22 protein-coding genes are annotated in these 26,044 nt (G+C 58.9%); 11 read left to right on the top strand and 11 right to left on the bottom strand.

Translation table 11 applies throughout. The features are described 5' to 3' along the window. Nucleotides 1–27: 27 nt before the first annotated feature. The 7 genes from ACR0AD_RS05935 to ACR0AD_RS05905 form a co-directional block, all read right to left on the bottom strand. Nucleotides 28–870 carry an alpha/beta fold hydrolase gene (locus tag ACR0AD_RS05935; protein WP_480485312.1) on the bottom strand — a complete coding sequence of 281 codons (843 nt, stop codon included), beginning with the start codon at nt 868–870 and terminating at the stop codon, nt 28–30. A 98-nt stretch (nt 871–968) separates the two neighbouring features. Next, nucleotides 969–1,658, bottom strand: a complete 690-nt coding sequence (gene aqpZ / locus ACR0AD_RS05930; RefSeq protein WP_209503607.1) for an aquaporin Z — start codon at nt 1,656–1,658, stop codon at nt 969–971. Between the two features lie 102 nt (nt 1,659–1,760). After that, complete coding sequence (locus ACR0AD_RS05925; protein ID WP_480485314.1) at nt 1,761–2,582, bottom strand: M90 family metallopeptidase; 822 nt, start codon at nt 2,580–2,582, stop codon at nt 1,761–1,763. A gap of 118 nt (nt 2,583–2,700) precedes the next feature. Beyond that, on the bottom strand, nt 2,701–3,201 hold the full coding sequence (locus ACR0AD_RS05920; RefSeq protein ID WP_209596778.1) for a bactofilin family protein: 501 nt from the start codon (nt 3,199–3,201) through the stop codon (nt 2,701–2,703). Further along, complete coding sequence (locus ACR0AD_RS05915; protein WP_209503613.1) at nt 3,191–4,522, bottom strand: DUF5930 domain-containing protein; 1,332 nt, start codon at nt 4,520–4,522, stop codon at nt 3,191–3,193. Before ACR0AD_RS05915 ends, ACR0AD_RS05920 begins: the two co-directional genes overlap by 11 nt. 173 nt (nt 4,523–4,695) lie before the next feature. Further along, complete coding sequence (locus tag ACR0AD_RS05910; RefSeq protein ID WP_209597550.1) at nt 4,696–5,514, bottom strand: ferritin-like domain-containing protein; 819 nt, start codon at nt 5,512–5,514, stop codon at nt 4,696–4,698. Between the two features lie 89 nt (nt 5,515–5,603). Next, nucleotides 5,604–6,065, bottom strand: coding sequence for a peroxiredoxin (locus ACR0AD_RS05905; RefSeq protein ID WP_480485316.1), 462 nt, complete (start codon nt 6,063–6,065; stop codon nt 5,604–5,606). 80 nt (nt 6,066–6,145) lie between these two features. Between ACR0AD_RS05905 and ACR0AD_RS05900 the strand changes: the two genes are divergently transcribed. The 4 genes from ACR0AD_RS05900 to ACR0AD_RS05885 all read left to right on the top strand — a co-directional run bounded on the left by ACR0AD_RS05900 (nt 6,146) and on the right by ACR0AD_RS05885 (nt 12,683). Next, entirely contained in the window at nt 6,146–9,520 is a 3,375-nt protein-coding gene (locus ACR0AD_RS05900) for a YhdP family protein (RefSeq protein ID WP_480485318.1), read from the top strand. A 42-nt stretch (nt 9,521–9,562) separates the two neighbouring features. Then, nucleotides 9,563–10,612, top strand: a complete 1,050-nt coding sequence (gene queA, locus ACR0AD_RS05895; protein ID WP_480485320.1) for a tRNA preQ1(34) S-adenosylmethionine ribosyltransferase-isomerase QueA — start codon at nt 9,563–9,565, stop codon at nt 10,610–10,612. 108 nt (nt 10,613–10,720) lie between these two features. Beyond that, a complete protein-coding gene (locus ACR0AD_RS05890; protein WP_480485322.1) occupies nt 10,721–11,998 on the top strand; it encodes an MFS transporter in 1,278 nt (425 codons plus the stop codon). Between the two features lie 109 nt (nt 11,999–12,107). Continuing rightward, the gene (locus ACR0AD_RS05885) at nt 12,108–12,683 is read left to right on the top strand and encodes a DUF924 family protein (protein WP_480476775.1); all 576 of its coding nucleotides are present in this window, start codon (nt 12,108–12,110) and stop codon (nt 12,681–12,683) included. Nucleotides 12,684–12,721: 38 nt separating this feature from the next. Here ACR0AD_RS05885 and ACR0AD_RS05880 read toward each other — a convergent pair whose 3' ends face one another. Continuing rightward, nucleotides 12,722–13,156, bottom strand: coding sequence for a hypothetical protein (locus ACR0AD_RS05880; RefSeq protein ID WP_480485323.1), 435 nt, complete (start codon nt 13,154–13,156; stop codon nt 12,722–12,724). A 215-nt stretch (nt 13,157–13,371) separates the two neighbouring features. On the opposite strand from ACR0AD_RS05880, the gene lpdA reads away from it, so the two are divergent. Then, the gene (lpdA, locus tag ACR0AD_RS05875; RefSeq protein WP_267364003.1) at nt 13,372–14,766 is read left to right on the top strand and encodes a dihydrolipoyl dehydrogenase; all 1,395 of its coding nucleotides are present in this window, start codon (nt 13,372–13,374) and stop codon (nt 14,764–14,766) included. A 154-nt stretch (nt 14,767–14,920) separates the two neighbouring features. Here lpdA and ACR0AD_RS05870 read toward each other — a convergent pair whose 3' ends face one another. Further along, the gene (locus tag ACR0AD_RS05870; RefSeq protein ID WP_480485325.1) at nt 14,921–16,306 is read right to left on the bottom strand and encodes a M20/M25/M40 family metallo-hydrolase; all 1,386 of its coding nucleotides are present in this window, start codon (nt 16,304–16,306) and stop codon (nt 14,921–14,923) included. 327 nt (nt 16,307–16,633) lie between these two features. On the opposite strand from ACR0AD_RS05870, the gene hemA reads away from it, so the two are divergent. The 4 genes from hemA to ACR0AD_RS05850 all read left to right on the top strand — a co-directional run bounded on the left by hemA (nt 16,634) and on the right by ACR0AD_RS05850 (nt 21,369). After that, a complete protein-coding gene (gene hemA / locus ACR0AD_RS05865) occupies nt 16,634–17,857 on the top strand; it encodes a 5-aminolevulinate synthase (RefSeq protein WP_480485327.1) in 1,224 nt (407 codons plus the stop codon). A gap of 129 nt (nt 17,858–17,986) precedes the next feature. Then, on the top strand, nt 17,987–19,192 hold the full coding sequence (locus ACR0AD_RS05860; protein WP_267364006.1) for a helix-turn-helix domain-containing protein: 1,206 nt from the start codon (nt 17,987–17,989) through the stop codon (nt 19,190–19,192). A 71-nt stretch (nt 19,193–19,263) separates the two neighbouring features. After that, a complete protein-coding gene (ispG, locus tag ACR0AD_RS05855) occupies nt 19,264–20,385 on the top strand; it encodes a flavodoxin-dependent (E)-4-hydroxy-3-methylbut-2-enyl-diphosphate synthase (RefSeq protein WP_209503626.1) in 1,122 nt (373 codons plus the stop codon). Nucleotides 20,386–20,550: 165 nt separating this feature from the next. Next, entirely contained in the window at nt 20,551–21,369 is an 819-nt protein-coding gene (locus ACR0AD_RS05850) for a DUF2189 domain-containing protein (RefSeq protein ID WP_480480460.1), read from the top strand. Nucleotides 21,370–21,426: 57 nt separating this feature from the next. Here ACR0AD_RS05850 and ACR0AD_RS05845 read toward each other — a convergent pair whose 3' ends face one another. Together ACR0AD_RS05845 and ACR0AD_RS05840 are read right to left on the bottom strand one after the other, a co-directional pair. Then, complete coding sequence (locus ACR0AD_RS05845) at nt 21,427–22,185, bottom strand: DsbA family protein (protein ID WP_480485329.1); 759 nt, start codon at nt 22,183–22,185, stop codon at nt 21,427–21,429. After that, complete coding sequence (locus tag ACR0AD_RS05840; RefSeq protein WP_480480464.1) at nt 22,182–23,564, bottom strand: M48 family metalloprotease; 1,383 nt, start codon at nt 23,562–23,564, stop codon at nt 22,182–22,184. Before ACR0AD_RS05840 ends, ACR0AD_RS05845 begins: the two co-directional genes overlap by 4 nt. Here ACR0AD_RS05840 and ACR0AD_RS05835 point away from each other — a divergent pair. Both ACR0AD_RS05835 and ACR0AD_RS05830 read left to right on the top strand, forming a co-directional pair. Further along, complete coding sequence (locus ACR0AD_RS05835) at nt 23,563–24,726, top strand: pyridoxal phosphate-dependent aminotransferase (RefSeq protein ID WP_480485331.1); 1,164 nt, start codon at nt 23,563–23,565, stop codon at nt 24,724–24,726. The genes ACR0AD_RS05840 and ACR0AD_RS05835 overlap by 2 nt on opposite strands. A gap of 66 nt (nt 24,727–24,792) precedes the next feature. Further along, a complete protein-coding gene (locus ACR0AD_RS05830) occupies nt 24,793–26,013 on the top strand; it encodes an N-acetylmuramoyl-L-alanine amidase (RefSeq protein ID WP_480485332.1) in 1,221 nt (406 codons plus the stop codon). The last annotated feature ends 31 nt before the right edge of the window (nt 26,014–26,044 follow it).

The raw sequence follows: 26,044 nt of genomic DNA, 5'->3' as shown, positions 1-26,044 counted from the left end.
GCTCAAGCGCCGGGCTTTTTCTTTGGCCTATTGATCGATGAAATCGCGGATGGCACGGGTATAGGCACCGGGATCCTGAAAAGATGCGAAGTGGCTGACATCTTCCAGAACAAGCAACTTGGCGCCCGGAATCGCGTCAGCAATTGCTTGTGAATGCGCCATCAGAATGGCCTCGTCATGTACGCTTTGAACCACGAGTGTCGGGACGGTGATCGATGACAGCGCCTCAAGCCCGCCGGGTTTTTCGGTGCCCCACATGGCGGCAACCCCACCAAGGAATGCCTCGAACCCGTCAGGGGTGGGGGACATGGCCGCATAATCTTGGGCCATCATGCCCACGTAAGTGCCAAACACCTCGTTGGTTTCCACCGAAGGATCGATCCCGTCCAGCGTGACATTGCCTGCGTGGGCAAAGTGACTGGCCAGCCGATCCGGGTTGGTGGTCGAGATTGAATACCCGATATTTGCCCCGTCGGACCAGCCGACCAAGTGCACCTGATCGACCCCCAGATGATCCAGCAGCGCCAGATAATCCTGCGACAACAACGCGTAGGAATAGGGGCTGCCATCGTTGGTGGATCGTCCATGCCCGCGCGTATCCGCCACAATCACCCTGTGGTCCTGCGACAGGTCGGCAACCTGCGCGGCCCAGACATCGCCATGGGCAAGCCCGCCGTGGATCATCAGAACCGGGGTGCCGCCCGCCTCGCCATACGTGGCGTAATACATGTTGATGCCGTTGATCTCTGCCGTGCCCGCCTCGGTGGCGGCGGGCATCTGGGGGACTTGCGGGATGCTCAGCCATTTGTCTTCGGCCCAGCCTGCCGTCGCGGCGCAGCTTAGGAAAAGTGCTGTGGTAAATATCTTCATTGTATCCTCCCGTTGAACCAAAGGCCGTGACCTAGCCAGATTTGACGGAAGGATACCGTGTTTTTCAGTAAACGGGATAATTACCTTTCCCGCGGGGATCAGTCATCCGAGGACATTGCTTTCCAGATCAAAGCGCCGATTGCGCCGCCAATCAGGGGGGCCACCCAGAACAGCCAGAGCTGAGCCAAAGCAGGGCCGTCGGCAAACAGGGCAACGCCGGTCGAGCGCGCCGGGTTGACGGAGGTATTCGTCACCGGAATTGAGATCAGGTGGATCAGGGTCAGCGCCAGACCGATGGCAATCGGAGCGAACCCGGCGGGTGCCTTGTCCGACGTCGCGCCCAGAATGATCAGAATGAAGAAAGCGGTCATCACGATTTCGATGATCAAAGCCGACATCAACGAATATCCCTGTGGTGAGGCCTCACCATACCCGTTTGACGCGAACCCACCGACACCAGCGAAATCGGGTGCCCCGCTGACGATCAGGTACAGAACCACTGCGGCGGCAATTGCGCCAATGACCTGTGCAACCCAATAGGGCAGAAGGTCTTTGGCCGGAAACCGTCCTCCAATCATCAGGCCCAAACTGACGGCCGGGTTGAAATGCCCGCCCGAGATTGGGCCGACCGTGTAAGCCATCGTCAAAACGGTAAGGCCAAAGGCAAAGGAAACACCAAGCCAACCGATGCCGACATCTGCCACACCAGCCGCCAGAACGGCACTGCCGCAGCCCCCCAGAACCAACCAGAACGTGCCGAAGAACTCGGCAAGTAGTTTCGATGACATAGAAAATCCTCCGCCCAATAATGAGGTTAACCGTAATTCAAGAATTAGCTTATGTTAAATTGTTGCGAACGGGGAATTTTTTTCGACGCTTCCTCAATCGGGTCAGAACGGACCGCTGTGCCATTGAGCGGGATCAAGATGAAAAAGCTTTGACAGCTGTTCATAGATTGCCGGGTCAGAGGATTTCAGTGCATGTGGACGTTCAAAGAACACTTCGACCGAAACGGCAAAGAATTCTTCGTGCCCTTCCGCGCCGTAGGGATCGATCACTGTGGGTTTTCCGTTTTCCACGGCGTGAACATGTGTCTTGTAACCGTTCAGAAAGGCGGTTTCCCATTCGCCAAAACTTTGTCCATTGCTGAGCACGGGAACACCATTGGTTGCGCCCGAGAGGTCATCAAGCTGGTGCGCGAACTCGTGAAAGACGACGTTCCGGCCATCGTGATCATTCAGGGCACCGCGCTGGCTGTGGGCCCAGGACAGGATCACGGGGCCGCGGTTCCAGCTTTCCCCGCTGCGGATGATTTCCTGTTCGGTGACGACATAGCCACTGTGGCGGCGCTGTTTTGACTTGAAGGCACCGGGGTAAACCAGAATGGTCGTCAGGTTGTCATACCACTGGTCCGTATTCACCACGAGCAGACAGGCTTGTGCGGCAATCGACACCTGCATGTCTTCGGTGACGTCCAGCCCGTCGCAGCCGACGAAATCGACCTGATCAAGAAACAGGTTGATCTTTCCTTCCAGCGCCCCGCGCAGGTCTTTGGGCAGTTTCCGGATTATCGGCACCTGAGCGTTCACAATATCGCGCTGGTGCCGGGACAGCGACGTGGCCAGCAAGGTCAGGCGGGTTTGTCGTTTCGACCAGAAGTGAAAGGCGGCAGCGCCAGCGATCAGCGCGACAACCGTCAGAAAAAGCAACATGGATCGACTGTAGCGTGATCAGTTAGGGACGAAAACGGGAAACCCGGATCAACCGGGCACGCAAAAGAAAAGACGCCACGGGTTTCCCCACGGCGTCCTGACAAGAAATGCAGTCTGCTTACTGCTTGACTTCTGCCGCCGGGTTCGATCCGGCTTTGGCGCTGCGGCCGGGGTTCAGGGGGTCGTCCTGACGCTGAACCGAGCCTTCGAAATGCGCGCCGCTTTCAATGGCGATGGTCTTGTGGATGATGTCACCTTCGACACGGGCGGTCGAGGTCAGGCGAACCTTGAGACCACGCACGCGGCCAACGATGCGACCGTTGATCACAACGTCATCTGCGGTGACTTCGCCCTTGATCGTTGCCGATTCACCAATGGTCAGCAGATGGGCGCGGATGTCGCCTTCGACAGTGCCTTCCACCTGAATGTCACCGCTGGTCTTGATGTTGCCGGTGATGTGCAGATCCGAGGACAGAACCGAGGCCGGCGGCTTGGGTTTGGGTGCCATTGCAGGTTTCGCGTCAGCCGGAGCAGGGGCCGCTGGGGTCGCCGGAGCGGCAGGTTTGGCCGCCTCAGGTGCTTTGGGTGCGGGCTCGTTGATTTTGCTTTTAGAAAACATTTTTCGCAGCCTTGATGTAAGTCATTGGGTTTACGGGATTTCCGTTCACGCGCACCTCATAGTGCAGATGCGTGCCGGTGGACCGTCCGGTGCTACCCATATCAGCAATATGATCCCCGCGCGAGACCCTTTGGCCGACCTTTACGTTGATCTTGGTGTTATGAGCATAAAGTGTCTCAATTCCGAACGCGTGCTTGATCTTCACAAGGCGTCCGAAGCCTGATTGCCAGCCGGCATGCGTGACCACACCATCAGCGGTCGCGAATATATCGGTGCCTTGCGGTCCCGCAAAATCGACACCGTTATGCTGCCGACGACCACCGGACTTGGGGTCACGCCGGTTGCCGTAGCCACTGGTGAAACGCACGGCAGAATGTACGGGATTGGCGAAGGGGGCCTTTTCCGCAGCAATCCGGTACAGGTTCAGCTGATCCATCTGGCGCAGCAACGTGTTTGCGCGGACTTCTTCGGGCGAAAGCTCGTCTTCTTCGCCGCGTGTGCTAAGGGATAAAGGGGTCAGCGGACCGCCCATACCGCTATATCCGCGCCGGACCTCTTCGATGATGCGATCGGTGGGCATTCCGGCCTGACGGAACATCTTGTCCAGAGGTTCGACCGAGATGACCATCGCCTCTTCCAGCTGGCGGAAGATTTCGTCGCTGCGTTCCTGCATCAGACGGATTTCAAGTTCCAGATCGTCCCGCTGTTCCAGCGCGTCCTGCGCGTTGGAGGCGATCAGATCGCGTTCTTTGGCCGTCCTCGCCAAGGCGTCGGTCATGAAGGCCATCTGTACCGGGGCGCTGGAAACCGCGGCATACATATCAGAGCCGCTGGTGTCCTGTTTCAATTGGGCCAGCTCTGAGCGCGCCTCTTCGCGCTGCTTCATCGTGGCGCGCAATGTCGTCTGGATAACTTCGATACCTGTCTCAAGTTCGCGGCGACGGTTTTCCGAGGCCAGCAGCTCCGACTGCATCGCGGAAATCTGGTCCAGCGCGGCATTGAACCGGTCCTGAGCGGCCAGTGCTTCATGCGCGCGGGAATCGCGTTCTGCCGACAGGGTGTTCAGGCGTTCCTGATAGATGGCCTGATCGCGCTTTGCCTGTTCCCGGAAATTCCCGGCCCCGATGCTGTCCATCAACAGTATGGCTGTCGCAACCGCTGTCCATCCGACCATGACGGCAACTCCGGCCACTGCGACCACCTGAGTTTCCGAACTGAGCCGGATAAACCTTGTGTCCTTGTCGGATTTCAGAAAGACCCGGCGTTCCGGGAAATGCCTCTCAAGCAGTGAGTGCAGTTTTATTGTCAGACGTGTTCGCACGCGCCCTACCTTTCATCCCCAAGATCGGAACCGGTCGTGAGTGCCTGCCGTCCCTTGCGCCGATTGCATAAAGCGGCAGCGGCGTTCGGGCAAGTTTGTTGACCAATCAAGTGCAAACGGCGCTGAAATCCCCCAAAGATCGGCGAGATTTTGCCGAAAATAACGCAGAAGTGTCAGTTCGAGAGGTCTCCGGGCGCGGGCAGGTCTTCGGTCAGGGGCCAGTAGAAATCGGGGGGCAATCCGGCTTCGGCCCGTTTTTCTTCGTTGAAGGGGGGTTTGAGAACACCGTGGAAGTACCGCCGGACCAGCGCGTGAAACACATCCTTGGGGTCGGCATTTTCGCGGCCGCACAGGAAGTGGAACCATTTTGAGCCGTAAGCGACGTGGCCGACCTCTTCGGCATAGATCACTTCGAGCGCGGCGATGGCCTGCTCGGCCTTGGCCTTGCGGAATATCTCGATCATGCCGGGGGTCACATCCAGCCCACGCGCCTCAAGCACCATGGGAACAACGGCCAGCCGTCCCATCAGGTCGTCTGCGGTGTCCTCGGCCGCGCGCCACATGCCTGCATGGGCGGGCAGGGCGCCATAGTGGCTGCCCATCTGTTCCAGGCAATCGCAGACCATCTCGAAATGGCGCGATTCTTCTTCGGCGCATTTCACCCAGTCATCGTAGAACCCGATGGGCATGGGTACATGGCCAAAGCGCGCGATGATGTCCCAGTGCAGATCGACAGCGTTCAGCTCGATATGGGCAACCGCGTGTAGCAGGGCAATGCGCCCGGCCTCGGTACCTGGTTTCCGTTTGGGTACCTCACGCGGGGACAACAGCGCGGGCTTGTCCGGGCGCGCGGGGGACAGGGGCGGTGATGCGGTGCCGATCTCGATGGGTTCACCCTCGGCCTTGCGGGAGGCAAACCACGCGGCGGCATGGGCTTTGGACAGGGCGGTTTTGGCCCGCCCGTCCGCTGTTGTCAGAACCTCTGTCGCCATCTGTGTCAGTGTTTTGGGCACCGGGTCGCTCCGCCTTTGGCATGTCAGCGCGGGTGATAGACCGGATGGCGCGGCAGGTCGAGGGGGGCTTAGATCGCTTTCACCGCTTCCAGCACCTCTTCCACGTGGCCGGGCACCTTGACCTTGCGCCAGACCTTGGCAATGCGTCCTTCGCTATCAATGACAAAGGTTGATCGCTCGATCCCCATCGATTTCCGGCCATACATGTTCTTTTCAACCCATACGCCATAGTCCTCGCAGACGGTCGAGCCTTCGTCCGACAAGAGCGGAGTGGTCAACCCGTGTTTGGCGACAAACTTGTCATGCTTGGCGACGCTGTCCCGCGAAATGCCGAAAACGTGAGCCCCTGCCTCGGTAAACGCCTGAAGCTGCTCTGAGAAACCGATGGATTCCTTGGTGCAGCCCGGCGTATCATCACGGGGATAGAAGAACAAAACCACGGTGCCACCGCGCAACGCCGAAAGCGTCACCTCGCCACCGCCGTCGCGCGGCAAAGTGAAGTCGGGGGCGATGTCTGAAACGTCGGGCATTGGAAACTCCGCTAAAGGTTTTTAAAGGCTGCCCTTCATCATAGGGCAACGCGTGCGGGTTGGAAGGCGTGGATAGCAAATTGAAGCAGCACGAAGACGACGAAGCAAAGCCGGGCAAGCCTGTGCGCCGTCGGTCGCGCCGCCGCACCGCTGGTCTGTGGGCCATGCGTGGGGCCATCGTGCTGGTGCTTCTGGCGATGTTCACCGGTTTCATGGTCGTGGGGCAGAGGATGCACGCACCTGTGTGGCTGCGCGACAGGGTCGAAGCCCGGCTGGAACGGGCGCTGGGCGGGCTGCAAATCCGGTTTGGAGACGTCAGTTTCATCATCCACGAAGGCTGGCGCCCCCGTCTGCGGCTGACCGATGTTGCCATCAGTGACGCCGCAGGCCAGCAGATTGCGCAGGTATCCGATATGCGCGCCAGCCTGGCCATGCGTCCCTTGCTGCGCGGTCAGGTCCGGCCCAAGCGCATCATTCTGAGCGGCGCGCAGATCGCCATGACCCGCGATCAGGACGGGGCGCTGACCCTGACCGTGGGATCGGGCAGCGCGCCGGTGCAGGAAGCGCCGGACCTTGCACAGCTGATCGAGGGATCGGACGAGGTGTTTCAGTCCCCGCTCCTGTCGGCGCTGACCTCGGTCGAACTTGATGCGATTACGCTGGATTACCGCGACCTGCGGCAGGGGCGGTCGTGGGTTCTGGACGGTGGGCATATTCAGGCGAACCGCAGTGACAACGAAGTGCGGCTTGCGACCGGGTTTTCGGTTCTGGCCGGGCGTGACTATGTCAGCAGTATCGAAGCCAACTATACCAGCGTACTGGGCACGCCTGCCGCCAGTTTTGGCATCTCGGTCACCGATCTTCCGGCCGAAGACATAGCAGGCCAAAGCCCGGCCCTTGCCTGGTTGCAGGTTCTGCGCGCACCGATTTCAGGGGCTTTGCGGGGCAGTGTCGATGAGAACGGGGCCACAGGAACCGTGTTCGCAACCCTAAATTTGGGGGCCGGGGCGGTGCAGCCCAACCCGGAAACGCGCCCTGTTCCTTTCGAATCTGCCCGCACGTATTTCACCTATGACCCGAAAGCCCAGATGCTGGACTTCAATGAGGTGTCGGTGGTGTCGGCCTGGGGCACAGTTCAGGCCGATGGAAAGGCATTTCTGCAAGGGGCTGAAGACGGTGTGCTGGACAGTCTGGAGACGCAGCTGCGCTTGTCCGGGATCAATGTGAACCCGGCGAACCTGTTCCCAGAGCCGATTCAGCTGTCGCGTGCCAGCGTGGATTTCAAGATGGCGTTCAACCCGTTCCAGCTGCGCCTTGGCCAGATGACCATCGAGGATCCGGGCCACACCGTGCGCGCCTTCGGGGTATTGCACGGGCGTCCCGATGGCTGGGCTGTGGCGCTGGATGCCCATCTGGATCAGATGAGCTCGGACAATGTTCTGAGCTACTGGCCCGAGCGTCTGGCACCGAAGCCGCGGGAATGGGTGACGGAAAACCTCTATCAGGGGGTTCTGTCAGACATGGATTTCGCCCTGCGTCTGGAACCCGGTTCCAAACCGGATCTGTATCTTGATTTCGGGTTTGAACAGGCCAAGGTCCGCTTTGCCAAGACCCTGCCGCCGATCGAGAATGCACAGGGGCAGGCCAGTCTGATCGATAGCCGGTTTACGGTCACTGCGCAGCACGGGGTGGTGATCGCCGATGACGGGGGGAGTGTGGATGCCGCGGGGACGTCCTTCATCATACCTGACACGGATATCAAGAAATCCGCACCCGGCATCGCGCGTATTCAGGCAAAGGGCAGCGTGACCTCTGCGTTGTCGCTGCTGGACCGACCGCCGCTGGAATTGCTGAGCAAGGCCGGGTTGCCCGTTGACGTTGCCACAGGCACGGTTGCGTTGACCGGAACGCTGTCTCTGCCGTTGATAAAAGAGCTGAAGTTTCAGGATACCGAATTTCACTTCAACGGAACGCTGGCCAATCTGTCCAGTGACCGTCTGGTGCCGGGATTTTCCGTAAGTGCCCCGATGCTAGATATTTCCGGCAATCACTCGGGCGTTCAGATTCAGGGACTGGGGCAGTTCGGCGATGTTCCGCTAGAGGCGCTTTGGCAGCAGCCTATTGACGGCGAAACCGAACAGCGCAGCACCTTGACCGGCCAGATCGAACTGTCCCCGCGTCTGATGGATGAGATCAGGGCCGGCCTGCCGCCGGGGATGCTGACGGGCAAAGGGGTTGCCGATATTACACTGGGCCTGGGCGCTGGGGCACCTCCGAAACTGTCTGTTGTTTCGAACCTTCAGGGCGTGGCGCTAGCCATCCCTGAACTCGGCTGGCGCAAGGCGGCGAACACCAAAGGATCGCTGACTGCCGACGCGACGTTGGGCGCGCAGTTGAAAGTGGACGACCTGCGGATCAACGCAGCGGGACTGCGCACAACCGCATCCATTTCTTTTCACGAAAACGGTGAATATGACCGTGTCCAGTTCAGCTCGTTCGATCTGGGGGGCTGGCTGGCGGTTCCGGCGGAACTGATCGGGCGGGGGGCTGCTGTCCCGGATATCCGCGTCTTAGGCGGTGTGCTGAACATGGGGCGTGCGAATTTCGGGGAAAGCGGCGGAGGATCGGGTGGCGGCGGGGCCCCCGGGCCGAAGCTGGACGTGGCACTGGACCGTCTTCAGGTCACCGAAACTGTCGCGCTGACAGGTTTCCGGGGGGCGTTCCAGACAACCGGTGGCGTAAATGGCACCTTCACAGCGCGGGTGAACGGCGGTGCGGCTGTTTCCGGTCAAGTCACCCCGCGAGGAAATCGAAGCGCCGTTGACCTGACGTCGAAAGACGCGGGGGCCGTTTTGCGATCAGCCGGGGTTCTGACACAGGCGCGCGGCGGTGATCTGGACCTGAAGCTTGAGCCAGTAGCTGCGCCCGGCAGTTACGACGTGATCCTGAAGATCGTTAATACCCGGATCACCGATGCCCCGGCCATGGCCGCGATCCTGAACGCGATCAGCCTTGTTGGTCTGCTGGACGAGATGGCCGGGCAGGGGATCTTCTTTTCGGCGATTGACAGCCGCATGAGGATATCGCCCACCGACATCAAAGTGCTGAGTGGCAGCGCTGTTGGCCCGTCAATGGGGCTTTCGTTTGATGGCACAATCGACACCGTGAACAGCCTGCTGAACCTGCGGGGGGCGATTTCACCGATTTACCTTCTAAATGCCGTTGGCAGCGTGTTTACCCGCAAGGGTGAAGGCGTCTTTGGGTTCAATTACACTCTCACCGGGCCGATATCCTCGCCCAAAGTCGCGGTGAACCCTCTGTCTGGTCTGGCGCCCCTGTTTCTGCGTGATCTCTTGCGTCAGCCTGCGCCAACGGTCTCGGACGGCCCCAATGCTGCGCCGGTGGAACCTGACGAGCCGAAACCGACTTTTGGCTCTCCTCCCAGTGACCGCTGAGGGGATATGGCCGAATCTTTTGTGGGGTTGTAAGGCGCGGTCATGAAGCTCAGCGATTTTGATTTCGACCTGCCCGACGACCTGATTGCCACGCGGCCTGCCTGCCCGCGATCCTCTGCGCGCCTGCTTGTGGCGCAGGGGGGTGGTACAGTGGACAGCCACGTGTTCGATCTGCCCGATTTCCTGCGTCCGGGTGACCGGCTGGTGTTGAACGACACACGCGTTATCCCGGCGCGTCTGAACGGGCGGCGCCACAGGGACAGCGCGCAAGGCCCGGTTTCCGCCGGGGTCGAGGCCACTCTGCTGGATCCGCAGGCCGATGGCACCTGGTCTGCGCTCATCAAGCCGCTGAAGAAAGTGAAGCCGGGGGAAGAGATCGTGTTTTCCGCCGATCTGAGCGCGACGCTGGATCGGGTGAAAGACGGGCAGGCCTTTTTGCGCTTCAATCTCAGCGGTCAGGATTTCGACAAGGCGCTGGATCAGGCCGGTGCGATGCCGTTGCCGCCCTATATTGCCGCCAAACGTCCGGCCGATGAGCAGGACAAGACGGATTATCAGACCATCTGGGCCCGCAAGTCCGGTGCGGTGGCAGCGCCGACCGCCTCGTTGCATTTTGACGATGCCCTGATGCAGGCTTTGTCGGAACGGGGTGTCGCCGTCACACATGTGACCCTGCATGTTGGCGCCGGAACCTTCCTGCCGGTCAAGGTCGAGGATGTGACAACCCACAAGATGCATGCCGAATGGGGGCAGGTCAGCGCCGAGGCTGTCGCCGAGATACAGGCCACCAAAGCTGCTGGCGGGCGTGTCATCCCGGTGGGCACCACTGCCCTGCGCCTGATCGAAAGTGCTGCGCGTTCGGGCACGATCGAACCGTGGGAAGGTGACACCGATATCTTCATCTATCCCGGTTTCCGGTTTCACGTTACCGATGCGCTGATGACAAACTTTCATCTGCCAAAATCCACGCTGCTGATGCTGGTTTCAGCGTTAATGGGTCAGGACCGGATGCGCGAGGTTTACACCCATGCCATCGCACAGAAATACCGGTTCTTTTCTTATGGCGATGCGTCGCTTTTGATCCCCGGATAGGCGCGCATACGGCATCACCGACAGGGAATGTCGTAGACAAGCGCGATGGAAGCGGTCTTTGATCGCAGAACAAAACTCAAACAAGGTTGGCACCTATCGGAGGCCCAAATGATTCAGGTTCTGTCCAGCGCATGGGCATTGTTGCTCGGCATGGGGTTGCTGATGGTCGGAAACGGCCTTCAGGGCACGATCCTGGGTGTTCGTGGACAGCTTGAGGGATTTTCGACCCTTGAGATGTCTTTTGTAATGTCAGCTTATTTCGTTGGTTTTCTGGGCGGTTCACGGCTTGCGCCCGAGATGATCCGGCGTGTTGGCCATGTGCGGGTCTTTGCGGCACTGGCGTCTTTCATTTCGGCCGTGATGATCATGTATCCGATGCTGGCAGACCCGATTGCCTGGGTTCTGGGGCGCGTGGTGATCGGGTTCTGTTTCTCGGGTGTTTACGTCACTGCGGAAAGCTGGCTCAACAACGCAGCCAATAATGAAAACCGCGGGCAGGCCCTGTCGCTTTACATGATCGTTCAGATGTTGGGTATCATCGGCGCGCAGGGCCTTTTCCTGTTGGGCGACCCGGCCGGGTACGAAACATTCGTGATCGCCTCGATCCTTGTTTCGGTTTCTTTCGCACCGATTTTGCTGTCGATCTCACCAACTCCGGCGTTCGATACCACCAAGCCGATGACGTTGCGGGAGTTGATGAAAAGCTCTCCGCTGGGGTGTGTCGGCATGTTCCTGCTGGGGGGCGTGTTTTCGGCGCAGTTCGGGATGTCGGCGGTTTATGGGGCTCAGGCCGGATTGTCCTTGGTTGAAATCTCGGCATTTGTGGCGGCGTTCTATGTTGGGGCAATTGTCCTGCAATACCCGCTGGGCTGGTTTTCCGACAGGATGGACAGGCGTTTCCTGATCCTGTTGGTCGCGGCAACCGGAGCAGTTGGCGCCGTCAGTGGTATGCTTTATGGCTTTTCCTTCGAAATCCTCCTGGCGTCTGCTTTTGTGATCGGCGGAATGACCAACCCTTTGTATTCATTGCTGATTGCGCACACCAACGATTTTCTGGAATACGAGGATATGGCCGCGGCATCCGGTGGTCTGATCTTCATCAACGGCCTTGGGGCAATTACCGGACCCGTTATCACAGGCTGGCTGATGGGTGACGCAGTCTTTGGCCCGCCGGGCTTTTTCCTGATCATTGCCGTGTTGCTTGTCGCATTGGCCGCCTATTCGGTCTACCGGATGACCCAGCGTGCAGCAGTTCCTGTTGATGAAACCGGCACCATGTCGACGCTTTATCCCACTGCATCGCCCGTTGCATTCGAGGTTGCACAGGAAGTTGCCATAGAGGCGGCAGAAGCAGAGTTCGAAGAAGGTGCGCGCGAAACCGCTTGAGACACGAAATTATGTCGGTTGTGTTGCAATATGTTACTGTAACAGTTCTGTAAAAGGGACTTAAATGACGTTACGTCTGGGGCGCGGGCAATTGACGGAGTTTGAGGCAATGGTAACGCCTGAAGAAGTATTGAGTTTTTGGTTAGATGAAGTTGGCCCTAAGGGCTGGTATATTGAAAATGAGGCGCTGGACGCAGACATTCGGGCGCGGTTTCAGTCAACTTGGGAAGCAGCGGCAGCGGGTCGGTTTTCGCTCTGGCTGACTTATCCCAGCGGGGCGCTGGCCTATATCATCCTGACAGATCAGTTCCCGCGTAACATGTTCCGAGGTGAGGCGCGTGCCTTCTCGACCGATCGTGCGGCATTGGCGGCGGCGAAATGCGCAGTCGACAAAGGCTGGGACAAGAAGATCGACGAACCAGCCAGACAGTTCTTTTACCTGCCCATGATGCACTCGGAAAACCTGTGTGATCAGGAACGCTGCGTGCGTCTGATCTGCCAAAACATGAGCAGCGACGCAAGCAACCTGCTGCACGCCAGAGCGCATCGCGAGGTGATCCGCAAGTTCGGTCGTTTCCCGTATCGGAACGCGGCGCTGTCCCGCAGCTCGACTCCGCATGAAACTGCCTATGTCGATATGGGCGGGTACGGCACGACCGTGCGCGAACTACAAGCTACGGGCTGAACGCGAAGCCGCAACCGCGCTTTGGTCGCGGCTGCGCTTTATGACTCCGGTGTACATCCCCGCAATGCCAAAACGCGTTCTGCCGCGATATCGGCACCGGTTTGGATCGCCTGCGCAATCAGCAATTCTGGCGTGTCAGCAAGTTCCGAAATCCGCTCCTGAACCGTTTGCAGCTTCTGTTCTGCTGTATTCAGGCGCCCCAGCGTTGCCCGGAGGTTTTGCGCGGCTTGGCTGTCTGCCAACGTGTCTTGTTGTGAAAGTGCCGCCAATTCAGTCCGCAACGCCGCAAGCTCGTCCCGAATGCCCTTTGCCTCATCCCGGATGGGAGCCACGGCCTGAACCGTTTGCGAGACTTCAGCAGTGATGCTTTCGGCTTTCGACGCCAGTTTCCAGCCCAGAAACAGGCACAGCGCAACAAGTATCAATGTGGCGTTGAGCAGGGCAAGCAGCAGATCTTTCAGAGTTTTGGCCATGGTCAGCCCCTTGAATGGGTTGAGAAAAGAATAGGTCCGACTGGTGTCGTCGTTTCTTTTCTAGCCATTGCATGGCCCGGGGTATAGGCTGAAATCCGCAAGTTCAGGCATCGCTTACCCTGCGTCCTATTTGTCGCGGGATGGGTATATTGATGCGTTCCGAATAATAGTTTAATGGTAAACTAAATTTTCAACTCCTGCGCCGAGAGGAACACATGGCTGCACAATCCTATGATCTGATCGTAATCGGGGCTGGCCCCGGCGGCTATGTCGCTGCAATCCGCGCAGCCCAGCTGGGTTTGAAAACCGCGGTTGTCGAGCGCGAGCATTTGGGGGGGATCTGCCTGAACTGGGGTTGTATTCCCACCAAGGCGCTGTTGCGGTCGTCCGAAGTGTTCCATCTGATGGAGCGCGCCAAGGATTTCGGTCTGAAAGCCGAAAAGATCGGATATGACCTGGACGCGGTGGTCAAACGATCCCGTGGCGTAGCTGCGCAGCTGTCAGGTGGCATCGGCCATCTGCTGAAGAAGAACAAGGTTGCCGTTGTGATGGGTCAGGCCACGATCCCCGCAAAGGGCAGGGTCAGCGTCAAGACCGACAAAGGCACCGAGGAACTGACCGCCAAGAACATCATTCTCGCAACCGGGGCACGGGCGCGGGAACTGCCGGGCCTTGAAGCTGATGGCGATCTGGTCTGGACCTACAAGCACGCGCTGCAACCGCCGCGGATGCCGAAAAAACTGCTCGTCATCGGGTCTGGTGCGATCGGCATCGAATTCGCCAGTTTCTACAATACGCTGGGCGCAGACACCACGGTTGTCGAGGTGATGGACCGGGTGTTGCCGGTAGAAGATGCCGAGATCAGCGCATTGGCCAAGAAGGCGTTCACCAAACAGGGCATGACCATCATGGAAAAGGCCATGGTCAAGCAGTTGGATCGTGGCAAGGGGAAAGTGACCGCGCATATCGAGGTTAAAGGCAAGGTTGAAAAACACGAGTTCGACACAGTGATCTCGGCCGTCGGGATCGTTGGCAATGTCGAAAACCTCGGTCTGGAAGCTCTGGGCGTCAAGATCGACCGGACACATGTGGTCACGGACGCGTATTGCCGCACCGGGGTTGAGGGCCTTTATGCGATCGGTGACATCGCGGGCGCGCCCTGGCTTGCGCACAAAGCAAGCCACGAGGGTGTTATGGTTGCGGACCTCATCGCTGGTCAACATGCGCATCCGGTCAAACCCGAAAGCATCGCAGGGTGCACCTATTGCCAGCCTCAGGTTGCCTCGGTTGGATATACCGAAGCAAAAGCTAAAGAACTGGGTTACGACATCAAAGTCGGCCGCTTCCCCTTTATCGGCAATGGCAAGGCCATCGCTTTGGGTGAACCGGACGGGCTGATCAAAACCGTGTTTGATGCGAAAACAGGCGAGTTGCTGGGCGCCCACATGATCGGTGCCGAAGTTACCGAACTGATTCAGGGTTACGTGGTCGGTCGCCAGCTGGAGACAACGGAAGAAGACCTGATGAACACTGTCTTCCCGCACCCGACACTGTCAGAGATGATGCACGAAAGTGTGCTGGATGCCTATGGCCGCGTGATCCATATGTAAGACCGGCGTATTTGCCCCGGCCGGGTGGGGGGCTCTGCCCCCGCCGCGCGTGCCGCGCGCCTCCCCCGGGATATTTTGGGCCAGATGAAGCAGGGATCCATTATTCATCTGGCTGCAAATATCCCGGAGCGCGAGGCAGAGCCTCGCAAAAAAACTATGTGTTCAAAGCATCCAGAATGCGCACCCATGACCGGATGCCCTTGTGGAAGCTTTTCACGTCATATTTCTCGTTCGGCGAATGGATGGCATCATCTTCGTTTGCATAGCCAACCAGCATCGAGTCGAGCCCCAGAACGGTGTTGAAATAGCCGACAACAGGGATTGATCCCCCCATGCCGGTGAACACTGCCTCGCGGTCCCACTCATCCGACAGCGCGCCGCGCGCGGCTTCGAATTCGGGGCGGGTGATATTCATGACCGACGCGGGAGAACCTTCCATGTCGTTGTCCCAGACCACTTTGGCGTCCGGGGACAGCCGATCCTCGACATGTTTGCGGATTTTGGCGCGCAGCGCGTCCGGGTCCATGTCACCAACAAGGCGGCAGGTGATTTTGCAATGGGCCTCGGACGGAATAACTGTTTTGGAGCCCGCACCGTTATAACCGCCCCACAGCCCGTTCACTTCGAGCGTTGGTCGTGCCCATTGTTGCTCCAAGGTGGAGTACCCATTTTCGCCATGCGGCTGGGTGTAGCCGACCGAATTCAGATAATCCGCTTCGTCGAAGCCGCAATTCTGCCATTGGCGCAACTGGTCTTCGGGTACTTCATGCACACCTTCGTAGAATCCGTCGACCGCGACCCGTCCGGTTTCGTCGTCATAAAAAGAGGTCACGATTTTCGACAGTTCGCGCAGAGGATTCAGGCCCGGGCCGCCATAGTGGCCGGAATGCAGGTCGATGCGCGGCCCCACAATGGTAAACTCGTCCTTCAGCATGCCCCTCAACTGCGCCGCAATTGACGGAACGCCGCGTGACACCATGGATGTATCGCAGACCAGCGCCAGATCCGCTTTGAGTTCGGCGGCATTTTCCTTGAGGAAAGGAACCAGTGAGGGCGAGCCTGATTCTTCTTCGCCCTCGAAAAAGAAAGTGATGCGGCAGGGCAAGGATCCGTGCACGGCCTTCCAGGCGCGGCAGGCTTCGACAAAAGTCATCAGCTGACCCTTGTCGTCTGATGCTCCGCGTCCGCGGATGACTGGACCGGTTTCGGTGTCCTCAATGGCGGGATCGAACGGATCCCGGTTCCACAGGTTCAGCGGATCGACCGGCTGCACATCGTAGTGGCCGTAAAACAGGAAATGCGGTGAGGTCGCGTCCTCACCCACGTGACCGACAACCATTGGGTGGCCCGGTGTTTCCCGTTTCTCAGCCGCAATTCCGATACTGTTCAGATCGGCAACCAGCCAGTCTGCGGCGCGGCTGACCTCGGCCTTGTATGCGGGGTCGGTCGAAATCGACGGGATGCGCAGCAGTTCCATCAGGCGGTCGATCGAGGTTTGCAAATCTTCGTCAATCCGGTTCAGCACGGCGTCTAGCGACATGGGGGGCTCCTGCCTGTTTTTTTGTTCCTGCGAACCCTAGCAGCGTTGTCGGCGCCGTCCAGAGGTGTTGACACGGATTGCGGCCCGGCAGTGTAAGCTTGGGTAGGGCGGCGAGCCCTGCGTCGTTTCCACGCGTCCGATGGCCGTAACTTTACTTGTCGGACGGGGTGCAAACTTATATTTGATGCAAATCAAAGTTGGGTTCACCTTTTCGGCTGTAACCAGCTGAATAAGGGAACACAAAGCCACCGAAACAGGGTAAGCTGTGGGATGTGGCGAAAATATCGCCCAGTGGGAAACCGGATACGGGCGTTCAAGGAGGGTCCTTTGGACTATACTGCTCAGCTCGATTCAGCGATTGCCAGGCTGCATGATGAAGGTCGTTACCGGACCTTTATCGATATCGAACGTCGCAATGGACATTTCCCCCATGCGGTGCGCACGCGTCCGGACGGGTCACAGCAGAATATCACCGTATGGTGCGGCAACGATTATCTGGGCATGGGGCAAAACCCGGTCGTTCTGAATGCAATGCACGAAGCTGTTGATGCAGCCGGTGCAGGTTCGGGCGGTACACGCAATATCTCGGGCACCACAGTTTATCACAAAAGGCTTGAGGCTGAACTGGCCGATCTGCACGGCAAGGAAGCCGCGCTGCTTTTTACCAGCGCCTATATCGCCAATGACGCAACGCTCAGCACGCTGCCCAAACTGTTCCCGGGCCTGATCATCTATTCTGACGCGCTGAACCATGCCTCGATGATCGAAGGCGTGCGCCGGAATGGCGGGGCTAAGCGCATCTTCCGGCACAATGACGTGGCGCATCTGCGCGAACTGCTTGAGGCGGATGACCCCGCCGCGCCCAAACTGGTCGTATTCGAGTCGGTTTATTCAATGGATGGCGATTTTGGTCCAATCGAAGAAATCTGTGATCTGGCAGATGAATTCGGCGCACTGACCTATATCGACGAAGTGCATGCGGTGGGCATGTATGGCCCGCGCGGCGGCGGTGTGACCGAGCGCGATAACCTTGCCCACCGGATCGACATCATCAACGGCACGCTGGCAAAAGCCTATGGCGTGATGGGCGGCTATATCGCTGCCAGCGCCAAGATGTGCGACGCCGTGCGGTCATACGCACCGGGCTTTATCTTTACCACGTCCCTGCCACCTGCGGTTGCGGCCGGGGCTGCCGCATCTGTTGCCTACCTGAAAACTGCACCTGAACTGCGCGAGCAGCATCAGACGCAAGCCAAAATCCTCAAGCTGCGGTTGAAGGGGATGGGACTGCCGCTGATCGACCACGGAAGCCATATCGTGCCCGTGATCGTCGGAAACCCGGTCCATACCAAGAAGCTCAGCGATATGCTGTTGGATGATTACGGCATTTATGTGCAACCGATCAATTTCCCGACCGTTCCGCGCGGAACCGAGCGTCTGCGCTTTACTCCTTCTCCGGTGCATGGACCTGACGAAATGAACCGTCTGGTACAGGCGATGGACGAACTTTGGTCACATTGTGCGCTAAATCGCGCCGAACTTGCCGGTTAACCTCACGCCAAAGTGTGCAACGTATTTGCCGCGTGTTAAGCTTACGCTAACAAAATTGGCAGACGAATCGTTTTGGGGATGATTCGCCGCTAACGCGAAACACGCGACAGGCAGAATGGGGCAGCAGGAATGATTGGGCGCAGATCACAGCGCGAATCTGATGAGGACGTAGATGTCAGACCCAAAGGGTTTGATGACTACGAGGTACGCCTTGGTGACAAGATGCGCGGCGAACGCGCAACCATGGGCAAATCCCTGTTGGATGTTCAGCGCGAGTTGAGGATCAAAGCCAACTACATTGCTGCCATCGAAAACGCGGATCCCGACGCCTTTGACACACCCGGCTTTATCGCCGGGTATGTGCGTTCTTATGCGCGTTATCTGGGTATGAACCCGGATGAAACATTCTCGACTTTCTGCGCGGAAAGCGGTTTTTCGGTCGCGCATGGCATGTCGGCCGAGGCCTCGGTGGTGCGAAAGCCGACCGGTGCGCTTCCGGCGCGTGGGCCAATGGGGCGCGATCCCTTCATCTCGCCCAATACGCCGTACATTCCGGGCAAGGAATCTCTGGTCAGTCAGATTGAACCGCGCGCCATCGGCTCGTCGCTGGTGCTGTTGGCGGTAATTGGCGGCATCGGCTATGGCGGGTGGGCCGTTCTGAACAAGATCCAGCAGGTGCAGGTCAGCCCGGTTGAACAAGCGCCTGTGGTGCTGTCCGACCTTGATCCGCTGGATGCCGTGCGCGGCGGCGTTGTCGATGATGTGGTTGCTGCGGCGAATACCGAGGCACTGGACCGTCTCTATCGTCCGCAGGCGTTGGATGTTCCGGTTCTGGTTGCCCGCGATGCGCCGATTTCGACCCTTGATCCGCGTGATGTCGGAACCTTCCGCCCGCCAAGCCTGCCGCAGTTCGAAGTTGCCGAAGTGCACACGGTTGAACGACCAGCTTTGCCTCAGGTCGTGGAACAGGTTGATACCACGCTGAAAATCGTTGCTGTCGATCCTTCTTGGATGCGGGTAACGGCGGCAGATGGCAGTGTCATTTTCGAAGGGACGCTTGGAACGGTCGAGCAAGGCAGTGTCTTTGAGGTTCCGCTGACAGAAGAACCGCCGCTGTTGCGGGCAGGGGCGTCGGGATCGGTTTATTTCTCGATGAACGGCGAGCACTATGGCCCGGCAGGGGCACCCGGCACGGTTGCCAAAGGGGTGATCCTTTCGAAAGACGCAGTTTCGGAAGTTTATGCCGTTGCTGATCTTGAAGCGGATCAGAACAGCGCGCTCAAGCAGCTGGTGGCTGAACTGCAAACCGCGGCGACAGAAGCGCCCGCCGAGTGATCTTGCCATTGCGGTAACCCCTTTGCCGGACTATCTACTGTCGCAACTCAGGCAGACGCGGATCCGTCCTTATGTCCCTTAATCACGTGCGCCCCTGGCGCGACATTTATCGTCGTAAATCCCGTCAAATCATGGTCGGCAACGTCCCTGTCGGGGGCGATGCCCCGATCGCTGTTCAGACCATGACCAACACCCTGACCACCGATGTGGCGGCAACAGTGGCGCAGGTTCAGGCCGCAGCCGAGGCTGGCGCGGATATCGTGCGCGTTTCAGTCCCCGATGAGGCGTCGGCTAAGGCATTGAAAGAGATCGTGCGCGAAAGCCCGGTGCCCATCGTTGCGGACATCCATTTTCACTATCGCCGTGGTATCGAGGCGGCCGAAGCAGGCGCTGCCTGTCTGCGCATCAATCCCGGCAACATCGGCGATGAACGCCGGGTGAAAGAAGTCATTCAGGCCGCGCGCGACCACAATTGCTCGATCCGCATTGGCGTGAATGCGGGCAGTCTGGAAAAGCACCTGCTTGAGAAATATGGCGAACCGTGCCCCGAAGCGATGGTCGAAAGCGGGTTGGAACATATCCGCATCCTTCAGGACAATGATTTTCATGAGTTCAAAATCAGTGTGAAGGCCAGCGACGTTTTCCTGTCCGCCGCCGCATATCAGGGCATAGCCGAAGCCACTGATGCGCCCATCCATCTGGGTATCACCGAGGCGGGCGGACTGGTGTCCGGCACCATCAAATCTGCCATCGGGTTGGGCAACCTGCTGTGGATGGGGATCGGTGACACGATCCGCGTCAGCCTGTCTGCCGATCCGGTAGAAGAGGTTAAGGTCGGCTTTGAAATCCTCAAATCCCTTGGTCTGCGCCACCGGGGCGTCAATATCATCTCATGCCCGTCCTGCGCGCGACAGGGGTTTGACGTTATCAAGACCGTCGAGGCGCTGGAACGTCGTCTGGAACACATCAAGACACCGATGAGCCTGTCGATCATCGGTTGCGTGGTCAACGGACCGGGCGAGGCGCTGATGACCGATGTCGGGTTTACCGGTGGCGGGGCAGGATCCGGGATGGTTTATCTGGCGGGCAAGGCCAGCCACAAGATGTCCAACGATCAGATGATCGACCACATCGTGGAACAGGTCGAAAAGAAAGCGGCTGAATTGGACGCGGCTGCGGAAGCGGCAGAGTAGTGTGGGGTCGGCTGTGTCGGTAACGCAGGCATAGCGACCTTACTCATCCCTTGCCCCAGTGCCTGAGCTGTTGCTAACTTGTTTCGTGACTGAACTTGCCTGTTTCGCCGCTGGTTCCGTCGGTAAGCAGACCAGCGCGGACCCATGCTTTGGGAGGAGTGTGTCATGACATCCAAGACCGCAGGCCCTACGCCACCCGAGAACCTGACGCCACACCAGCAGGCCATGCCCAAGGTCAATCGTGTTACTTCGGATGATATAAAGGCGTCACTGAAAGCTGGGTTTTCCGATTTTCTGGCGCGCCCCTTCATGAGCGGTTTCTTCGGGCTTTTCTATGCAGCTTTCGGAATCCTGATGGTCTGGAGCTTGGTCTGGCTTGGCAAGATCTGGATGATCATTCCTGCGATTGTCGGATTTCCTCTGGTCGCGCCTTTCGCCGCTGCAGGACTTTATGAGATGTCCCGGCGGTTACAGAAGGGCGAGAGTTTTGGCTGGTATGAAATCCTCACTGTCATGGCCGATCAACGCAAGCGCGAAATGGGCTGGATGGCCTTTGTCACGCTGTTCATTTTCTGGGTTTGGGTTTATCAGGTCCGGCTTTGGCTTGCGATCATCCTGCAGAATTCATCCTTTTCGGATTTCGATGGATTCTTGAACATCATCTTGTTCACTCCGCAGGGGTGGACATTCCTTGCAATCGGCACCTGTGTCGGAGCGTTTCTGTCGGCTGTCCTGTTTTCGGTAACTGTCGTCGCCATGCCCATGCTTCTGGACCGGGAAACCAATTTCGTTTCAGCCATGTTGACGTCCTTACGCGTCGTCTCGGAAAGCCCTGTGGTCATGCTTGGCTGGGCAGCGATCATCTCGGTCACAATGTTGTTGTCGATGGTTCCGGCGTTTATGGGCTTGATCTTTACCTTGCCGATCCTTGGCCATACAACGTGGCATCTCTATCAACGGGCCGTGGAACCGGCAGACGGCTGAGGTCAGTGATCAGTCCGCCTTTTTGTCTGGGGGCAGCTGTGCCGCCCCCAATACCTATCAACCCTGTTCTGCGCGAACGCCATCTGCAATCTGCTGCATCTGATCGGCGGGCAGATAGCCGCGCAGCAACTCGGTTCCCAGCACGAATGAGGGCGTGCCCGAAATCTGCATCCGTTGCGCCAGGGCACGGGTGCGGCTGATCTCATCCGTGACGCTGTCGCTGTCCATCGCGGCGATGATCGCGTCGCTGTCCAGGCCCAGCCCGTCAGAGATGCGGCGCAGGGTAACTTCGGACGGTTCGCCGTTGAAGGCCATCAGGGCATCGTGAACCTGTTTATAGGCGTCACCACCAGCGACGTGTTTGGTGGCCACGGCAAAGCGCGAGGACAAAACAGATGCGTCGCCCAGAATTGGCAGTTCTTTGATCACAAAGCGAATGTTGCCATCGCTGGCCAGCAGGTTTGCCACTTCGGGCACCGCGCGGCGGCAATAGCCGCAGCGGTAGTCCATAAACTCGACCAGTGTAATATCGCCGTCCGGGTTGCCGCCGACCCAGCTATAGCCATCGTCGAACAGTTCTTCCGCATTGGCGGCGACCAGTTCTTTGTCGGCGGCCGCTTCGGCCACTGCGTTTCGCTGTTCGAGGATATTGATTGCCTCGATAATGACTTCGGGGTTTTCCAGCAGGTATTCGCGTACCTGAGCGCCAAACTCTGCCTTTTCGGCATCATTCATCGCGTTCAGGTCCAGCGCCTGTGCTGAGGTCGCCGCCATGGAAAGCCCCAGAAGGGCAGGTGCAGCATGTCTGAGGATCATTTCCGTTTCCTTTTGTCTTTCTTGAGTCGTTCTGAGGCAATCAGCACGTCTTGTGCCCTTTGCCAACCCGGAGAGCCTTCGGGCAATTGCGCCACGGCCCGTTTCGCGTGAATTCCGGCATCCTCCATCCGACCTTGCAGCGCGTAACGCTCTGCCGTCACGGTCGAAGCCATACCGTTATTTCCGACCTGCGCGTAAGCCACACCCAGGTCCTGCATCAGGCGTGCGTTACGAAAGTCGCGCGCACGCGCCTGTTCCAATGCATTCAATGCCTGTTTTGTTTCCCCTTGCGCCAGCAGGGCGCGCCCATAGCCCGCAAGGATCAACGCATTGTTCGGGGCCTTTTCAACAGCGCTTGCATAGGCTTTAACAGCCTCGCTTACCCTTCTGTTTTCCAACAGGATTTGCCCCTTTAGGTCGTAATAGAACGGGTCATCAGGACGTTCGGCAAGTGCCGCGTCTATCGCGGCACGGGCGCGGGACAGATCGCGGTTCTGATGATAGGCCGAAGCCTCTCGCATCAGGCGGATGTCGCGATAGGGTTCTTCACCGGCACGCCGCAAGGTCCAGCTGGGTGACCGCAGAAAGGCCGACAGCTTGCCTTTAACCCGCGCAAACCAGTAATCCGAATTGGGGTTTGGAACGGCGCGGTCGCCAAACTCGTCCAGGAACGCCTCGGCGGCGCGCAGACGATCACGGCTTGTTGGGTGTGAGCGCATATAGGGGTCCTGATTGGCGACACTCAGCAGTTCCTGACCGGCGAACTTCCGATGCAGTTCCACCATCCCGCTGGGTGAGATTTCGGCCCATCGCAGGTAACTTGCGGCGCTGCGGTCAGCGGATGCCTCTTCCGCGCGGGTGTGACCCAGAAAACCGCGAATTGCTGCGCCTTGGGTGCCAGCAGCGATCCCGATGGCGGCCTCGCCCCCACCTGCCGCAGCTGCCAGCAGGGCCAAAGCCGTGCCGAGGCTGGCGTTGCGCTGCGCCGCTTTCAGGTTCTCAGCCCGTCGTGCCAGATGACCATTCGAGATATGTGCGGCCTCGTGGGCGATGACAGCCTGCAACATCTCGGGGCTTTCGACGGTCAGAATCAGCCCGTAGTTCACATAAATCGCGTTGTAGTCGATGACGAATGCATTGAACGTGTTGTCGTTTACGACCAGAATCTGAACCCGGTTCGTGTTCAGCCCCGCAGCCCGCAACACCGGAAAGGCCAGTTCACGCAGGCCATGTTCGATATCAGGGTCGCGGATCAGGCTTTGCGCGTGCGATTGAACCGCTGCCGCCAGCCAGACGACAACGGCAACCATCAGGGCCGGGATTGACGCCAACCGGGATACGCGCTCAAAAGCCATGACTGCAACATGGGAGATGGGCATGAGAAACTCAACCCGGTCCGGGGTCGATCCCTTCATCGTGATGGATGTGATGGAGGCGGCACGCAAGGCCGAAGAGGCAGGTCGCCACGTGATCCACATGGAAGTCGGCCAGCCCGGAACCGGCGCGCCCAAGGGTGCGACCGAAGCTTTGGCCGCAGCGATGGAGCAAGGCCCGCTGGGCTATACGGTTGCTCTGGGTCTGCCCGCCCTGAGGCAGCGGATCGCCCGGCTTTATGGCGATTGGTACAATGTCGATCTGAACCCCGAGCGGGTGGTGATCACACCTGGCTCGTCCGGCGGATTCCTGCTGACCTTTACCGCATTGTTCGACAGTGGCGACCGTGTCGGTATCGGCGCGCCCGGCTATCCGTCCTATCGCCAGATCCTGAAGGCACTGGGTCTGGTTCCGGTCGACCTGCCGACCGCGCCGGAAAACAGGTTGCAGCCCGTGGCGGCGGATATTCAGGGGATGGATCTGAAGGGGCTGATGGTGGCCTCACCTGCAAATCCGACCGGTACGATGTTGGACCGGGCCGCCATGGGCGCCCTGATCGAGGCGGCGCACGGGCAGGGCGCGTCGTTCATCAGTGACGAGATTTACCACGGGCTGGAATACGAAGCCAAGGCCGTGACGGCGCTGGAACTGACAGATGAATGCTATGTGATCAACTCATTCTCGAAGTACTTTTCGATGACCGGATGGCGCGTAGGCTGGATGGTGGTGCCCGAGGATCAGGTGCGCGTGGTCGAACGGATCGCTCAGAACATGTTCATCTGCGCCCCCCATGCCAGTCAGGTCGCAGCGCTGGCTGCCATGGATTGCGATGACGAATTGCAAGCCAATCTGGACGTGTACCGCCGCAATCGCGCGCTGATGCTGGACGGGCTGCCCAAAGCCGGGTTTTCGAACATCGCGCCACCCGACGGGGCGTTTTATGTCTATGCCGATGTGTCTGATCTGACCGATGACAGCCGCGCATTTGCGGCCGAGATTCTGGAGCATGCCGGTGTGGCCGTGACACCTGGGCTGGATTTTGACCCACAGCGCGGCCATACCACATTGCGATTTTCCTATGCGCGCGCGACGGATGACATTCAGGAAGGGCTTGAGCGTTTGCGCCTGTTTATGACGCGGCGCGGCGCAGTCAGGGAACCGGCCTGAGCCGTTCACAAACCGCCCCTTGTGGTATAGGGTGCCGGACAAACGATCTCGGGATAACTTGAGGCCATGAGCAGGATCTTCTTTAGCATTGCGCTGTGTTGGGCGTTGGCTGGTGGTGCCATTGCGCAGGATTTCAGCGCGTTGGCGCGTGTCCAGCCTGACCAGAGCCGTATTACGGATGTCGGGCGTACCGGTGTTCGGGTGGACATCGCCCTCAGTCAGGGCGTTCCCTACAGGATTTTCACCTTGCAGGATCCCTACCGTATGGTTCTGGACTTCAACGAAGTGGATTGGGCCGGGCTGACCCGCGAAGACTTCCTGCAATCCAATCGCATCAGCGGCGTGCAGTTCGGCGCATATGTTCCGGGTTGGTCACGTCTGGTGCTGGAACTGGGTGCGCCGATGGCAGTGACGAAAGCAGAAATGTCGGTGGCAGAGGATTCGGGGGCTGCATTGTTGTCGCTCGACCTCAAGGGGACGGATTTCGATGCTTTCAACGCCTCGGCAGGTGCGCCGCGAAACCCGGGCTGGGACTTGCCGGAACCGGCGGATGTGCCGCAAGCCGCGGTGCGCAGTGCCGACCGACCCTTGCGTGTCATGCTGGATCCGGGCCACGGAGGCATTGATCCGGGGGCCGAGACTGACGCGATTGATGAAAAAACCCTGATGCTGACTTTCGCGCGTGAGCTGCGCGAAATCCTTCTAAGATCAGGCGGGTACGAGGTGGTTTTGACACGGGTCGACGATCAGTTCGTCTCGTTGGAGCGCCGAATTGCGCTGGCGCACCGGGCCGGTGCGGACCTGTTCATTTCGCTGCACGCTGATTCCCTGTCCGAAGGGCGGGCGCATGGCGCGGTGGTTTATACCCTGTCCAACGATGCCTCCGATGTGGCCAGTGCGAAGCTGGCGGAACGGCATGACCGCGGGGATTTGATTTCCGGTGTCGATCTGAACGGGGCAGATGATCAGATCACGGATGTTCTGCTGGACATGGCCCGTCAGGAAACGATGCCACGCACAAGCGCGCTGGCCAAGGCCATTGCAAACGGTCTGGCACAACAAGGGGGGCCGATGAACGGCAAACCCCTGCGTACCGCGTCTTTTTCAGTACTCAAGGCGGCGGACATCCCGTCGGTTCTGGTCGAGCTTGGGTTTCTGTCCAGCCCCAGAGACCTGAAGAACCTCAATGATCCTGATTGGCGGGCGAGAATGGCGCTGGGAATTCATCGGGGGCTTGAAGATTGGCGCCAGCAGGATGTGATCCGCAAATCCCTTATTGGCCAGTGACCTTGCGGCGCAAAACGGCTAGAATACGCTC

It is taken from the genome of Ruegeria sp. BH8 (assembly GCF_056538065.1).
Note: the sequence above shows the minus strand (reverse complement) of the source record. Positions and strands in the feature narration are given on the sequence as shown.

Excerpts from the sequence above, each read along its gene's own strand:
- ACR0AD_RS05870 (WP_480485325.1), bottom strand. The coding sequence starts at position 16,306 with ATGTCGCTAGACGCCGTGCTGAACCGGATTGACGAAGATTTGCAAACC.
- lpdA (WP_267364003.1), top strand. The coding sequence starts at position 13,372 with ATGGCTGCACAATCCTATGATCTGATCGTAATCGGGGCTGGCCCCGGC.
- ACR0AD_RS05835 (WP_480485331.1), top strand. The coding sequence starts at position 23,563 with ATGAGAAACTCAACCCGGTCCGGGGTCGATCCCTTCATCGTGATGGAT.
- ACR0AD_RS05885 (WP_480476775.1), top strand. The coding sequence starts at position 12,108 with ATGGTAACGCCTGAAGAAGTATTGAGTTTTTGGTTAGATGAAGTTGGC.
- aqpZ (WP_209503607.1), bottom strand. The coding sequence starts at position 1,658 with ATGTCATCGAAACTACTTGCCGAGTTCTTCGGCACGTTCTGGTTGGTT.
- ACR0AD_RS05845 (WP_480485329.1), bottom strand. The coding sequence starts at position 22,185 with ATGATCCTCAGACATGCTGCACCTGCCCTTCTGGGGCTTTCCATGGCG.
- ACR0AD_RS05830 (WP_480485332.1), top strand. The coding sequence starts at position 24,793 with ATGAGCAGGATCTTCTTTAGCATTGCGCTGTGTTGGGCGTTGGCTGGT.
- ACR0AD_RS05840 (WP_480480464.1), bottom strand. The coding sequence starts at position 23,564 with ATGCCCATCTCCCATGTTGCAGTCATGGCTTTTGAGCGCGTATCCCGG.
- ACR0AD_RS05850 (WP_480480460.1), top strand. The coding sequence starts at position 20,551 with ATGACATCCAAGACCGCAGGCCCTACGCCACCCGAGAACCTGACGCCA.
- ACR0AD_RS05880 (WP_480485323.1), bottom strand. The coding sequence starts at position 13,156 with ATGGCCAAAACTCTGAAAGATCTGCTGCTTGCCCTGCTCAACGCCACA.
- ACR0AD_RS05920 (WP_209596778.1), bottom strand. The coding sequence starts at position 3,201 with ATGTTTTCTAAAAGCAAAATCAACGAGCCCGCACCCAAAGCACCTGAG.
- ACR0AD_RS05890 (WP_480485322.1), top strand. The coding sequence starts at position 10,721 with ATGATTCAGGTTCTGTCCAGCGCATGGGCATTGTTGCTCGGCATGGGG.
- ACR0AD_RS05860 (WP_267364006.1), top strand. The coding sequence starts at position 17,987 with ATGATTGGGCGCAGATCACAGCGCGAATCTGATGAGGACGTAGATGTC.
- ACR0AD_RS05905 (WP_480485316.1), bottom strand. The coding sequence starts at position 6,065 with ATGCCCGACGTTTCAGACATCGCCCCCGACTTCACTTTGCCGCGCGAC.
- ACR0AD_RS05935 (WP_480485312.1), bottom strand. The coding sequence starts at position 870 with ATGAAGATATTTACCACAGCACTTTTCCTAAGCTGCGCCGCGACGGCA.
- ACR0AD_RS05925 (WP_480485314.1), bottom strand. The coding sequence starts at position 2,582 with ATGTTGCTTTTTCTGACGGTTGTCGCGCTGATCGCTGGCGCTGCCGCC.
- ACR0AD_RS05910 (WP_209597550.1), bottom strand. The coding sequence starts at position 5,514 with ATGGCGACAGAGGTTCTGACAACAGCGGACGGGCGGGCCAAAACCGCC.
- ispG (WP_209503626.1), top strand. The coding sequence starts at position 19,264 with ATGTCCCTTAATCACGTGCGCCCCTGGCGCGACATTTATCGTCGTAAA.
- queA (WP_480485320.1), top strand. The coding sequence starts at position 9,563 with ATGAAGCTCAGCGATTTTGATTTCGACCTGCCCGACGACCTGATTGCC.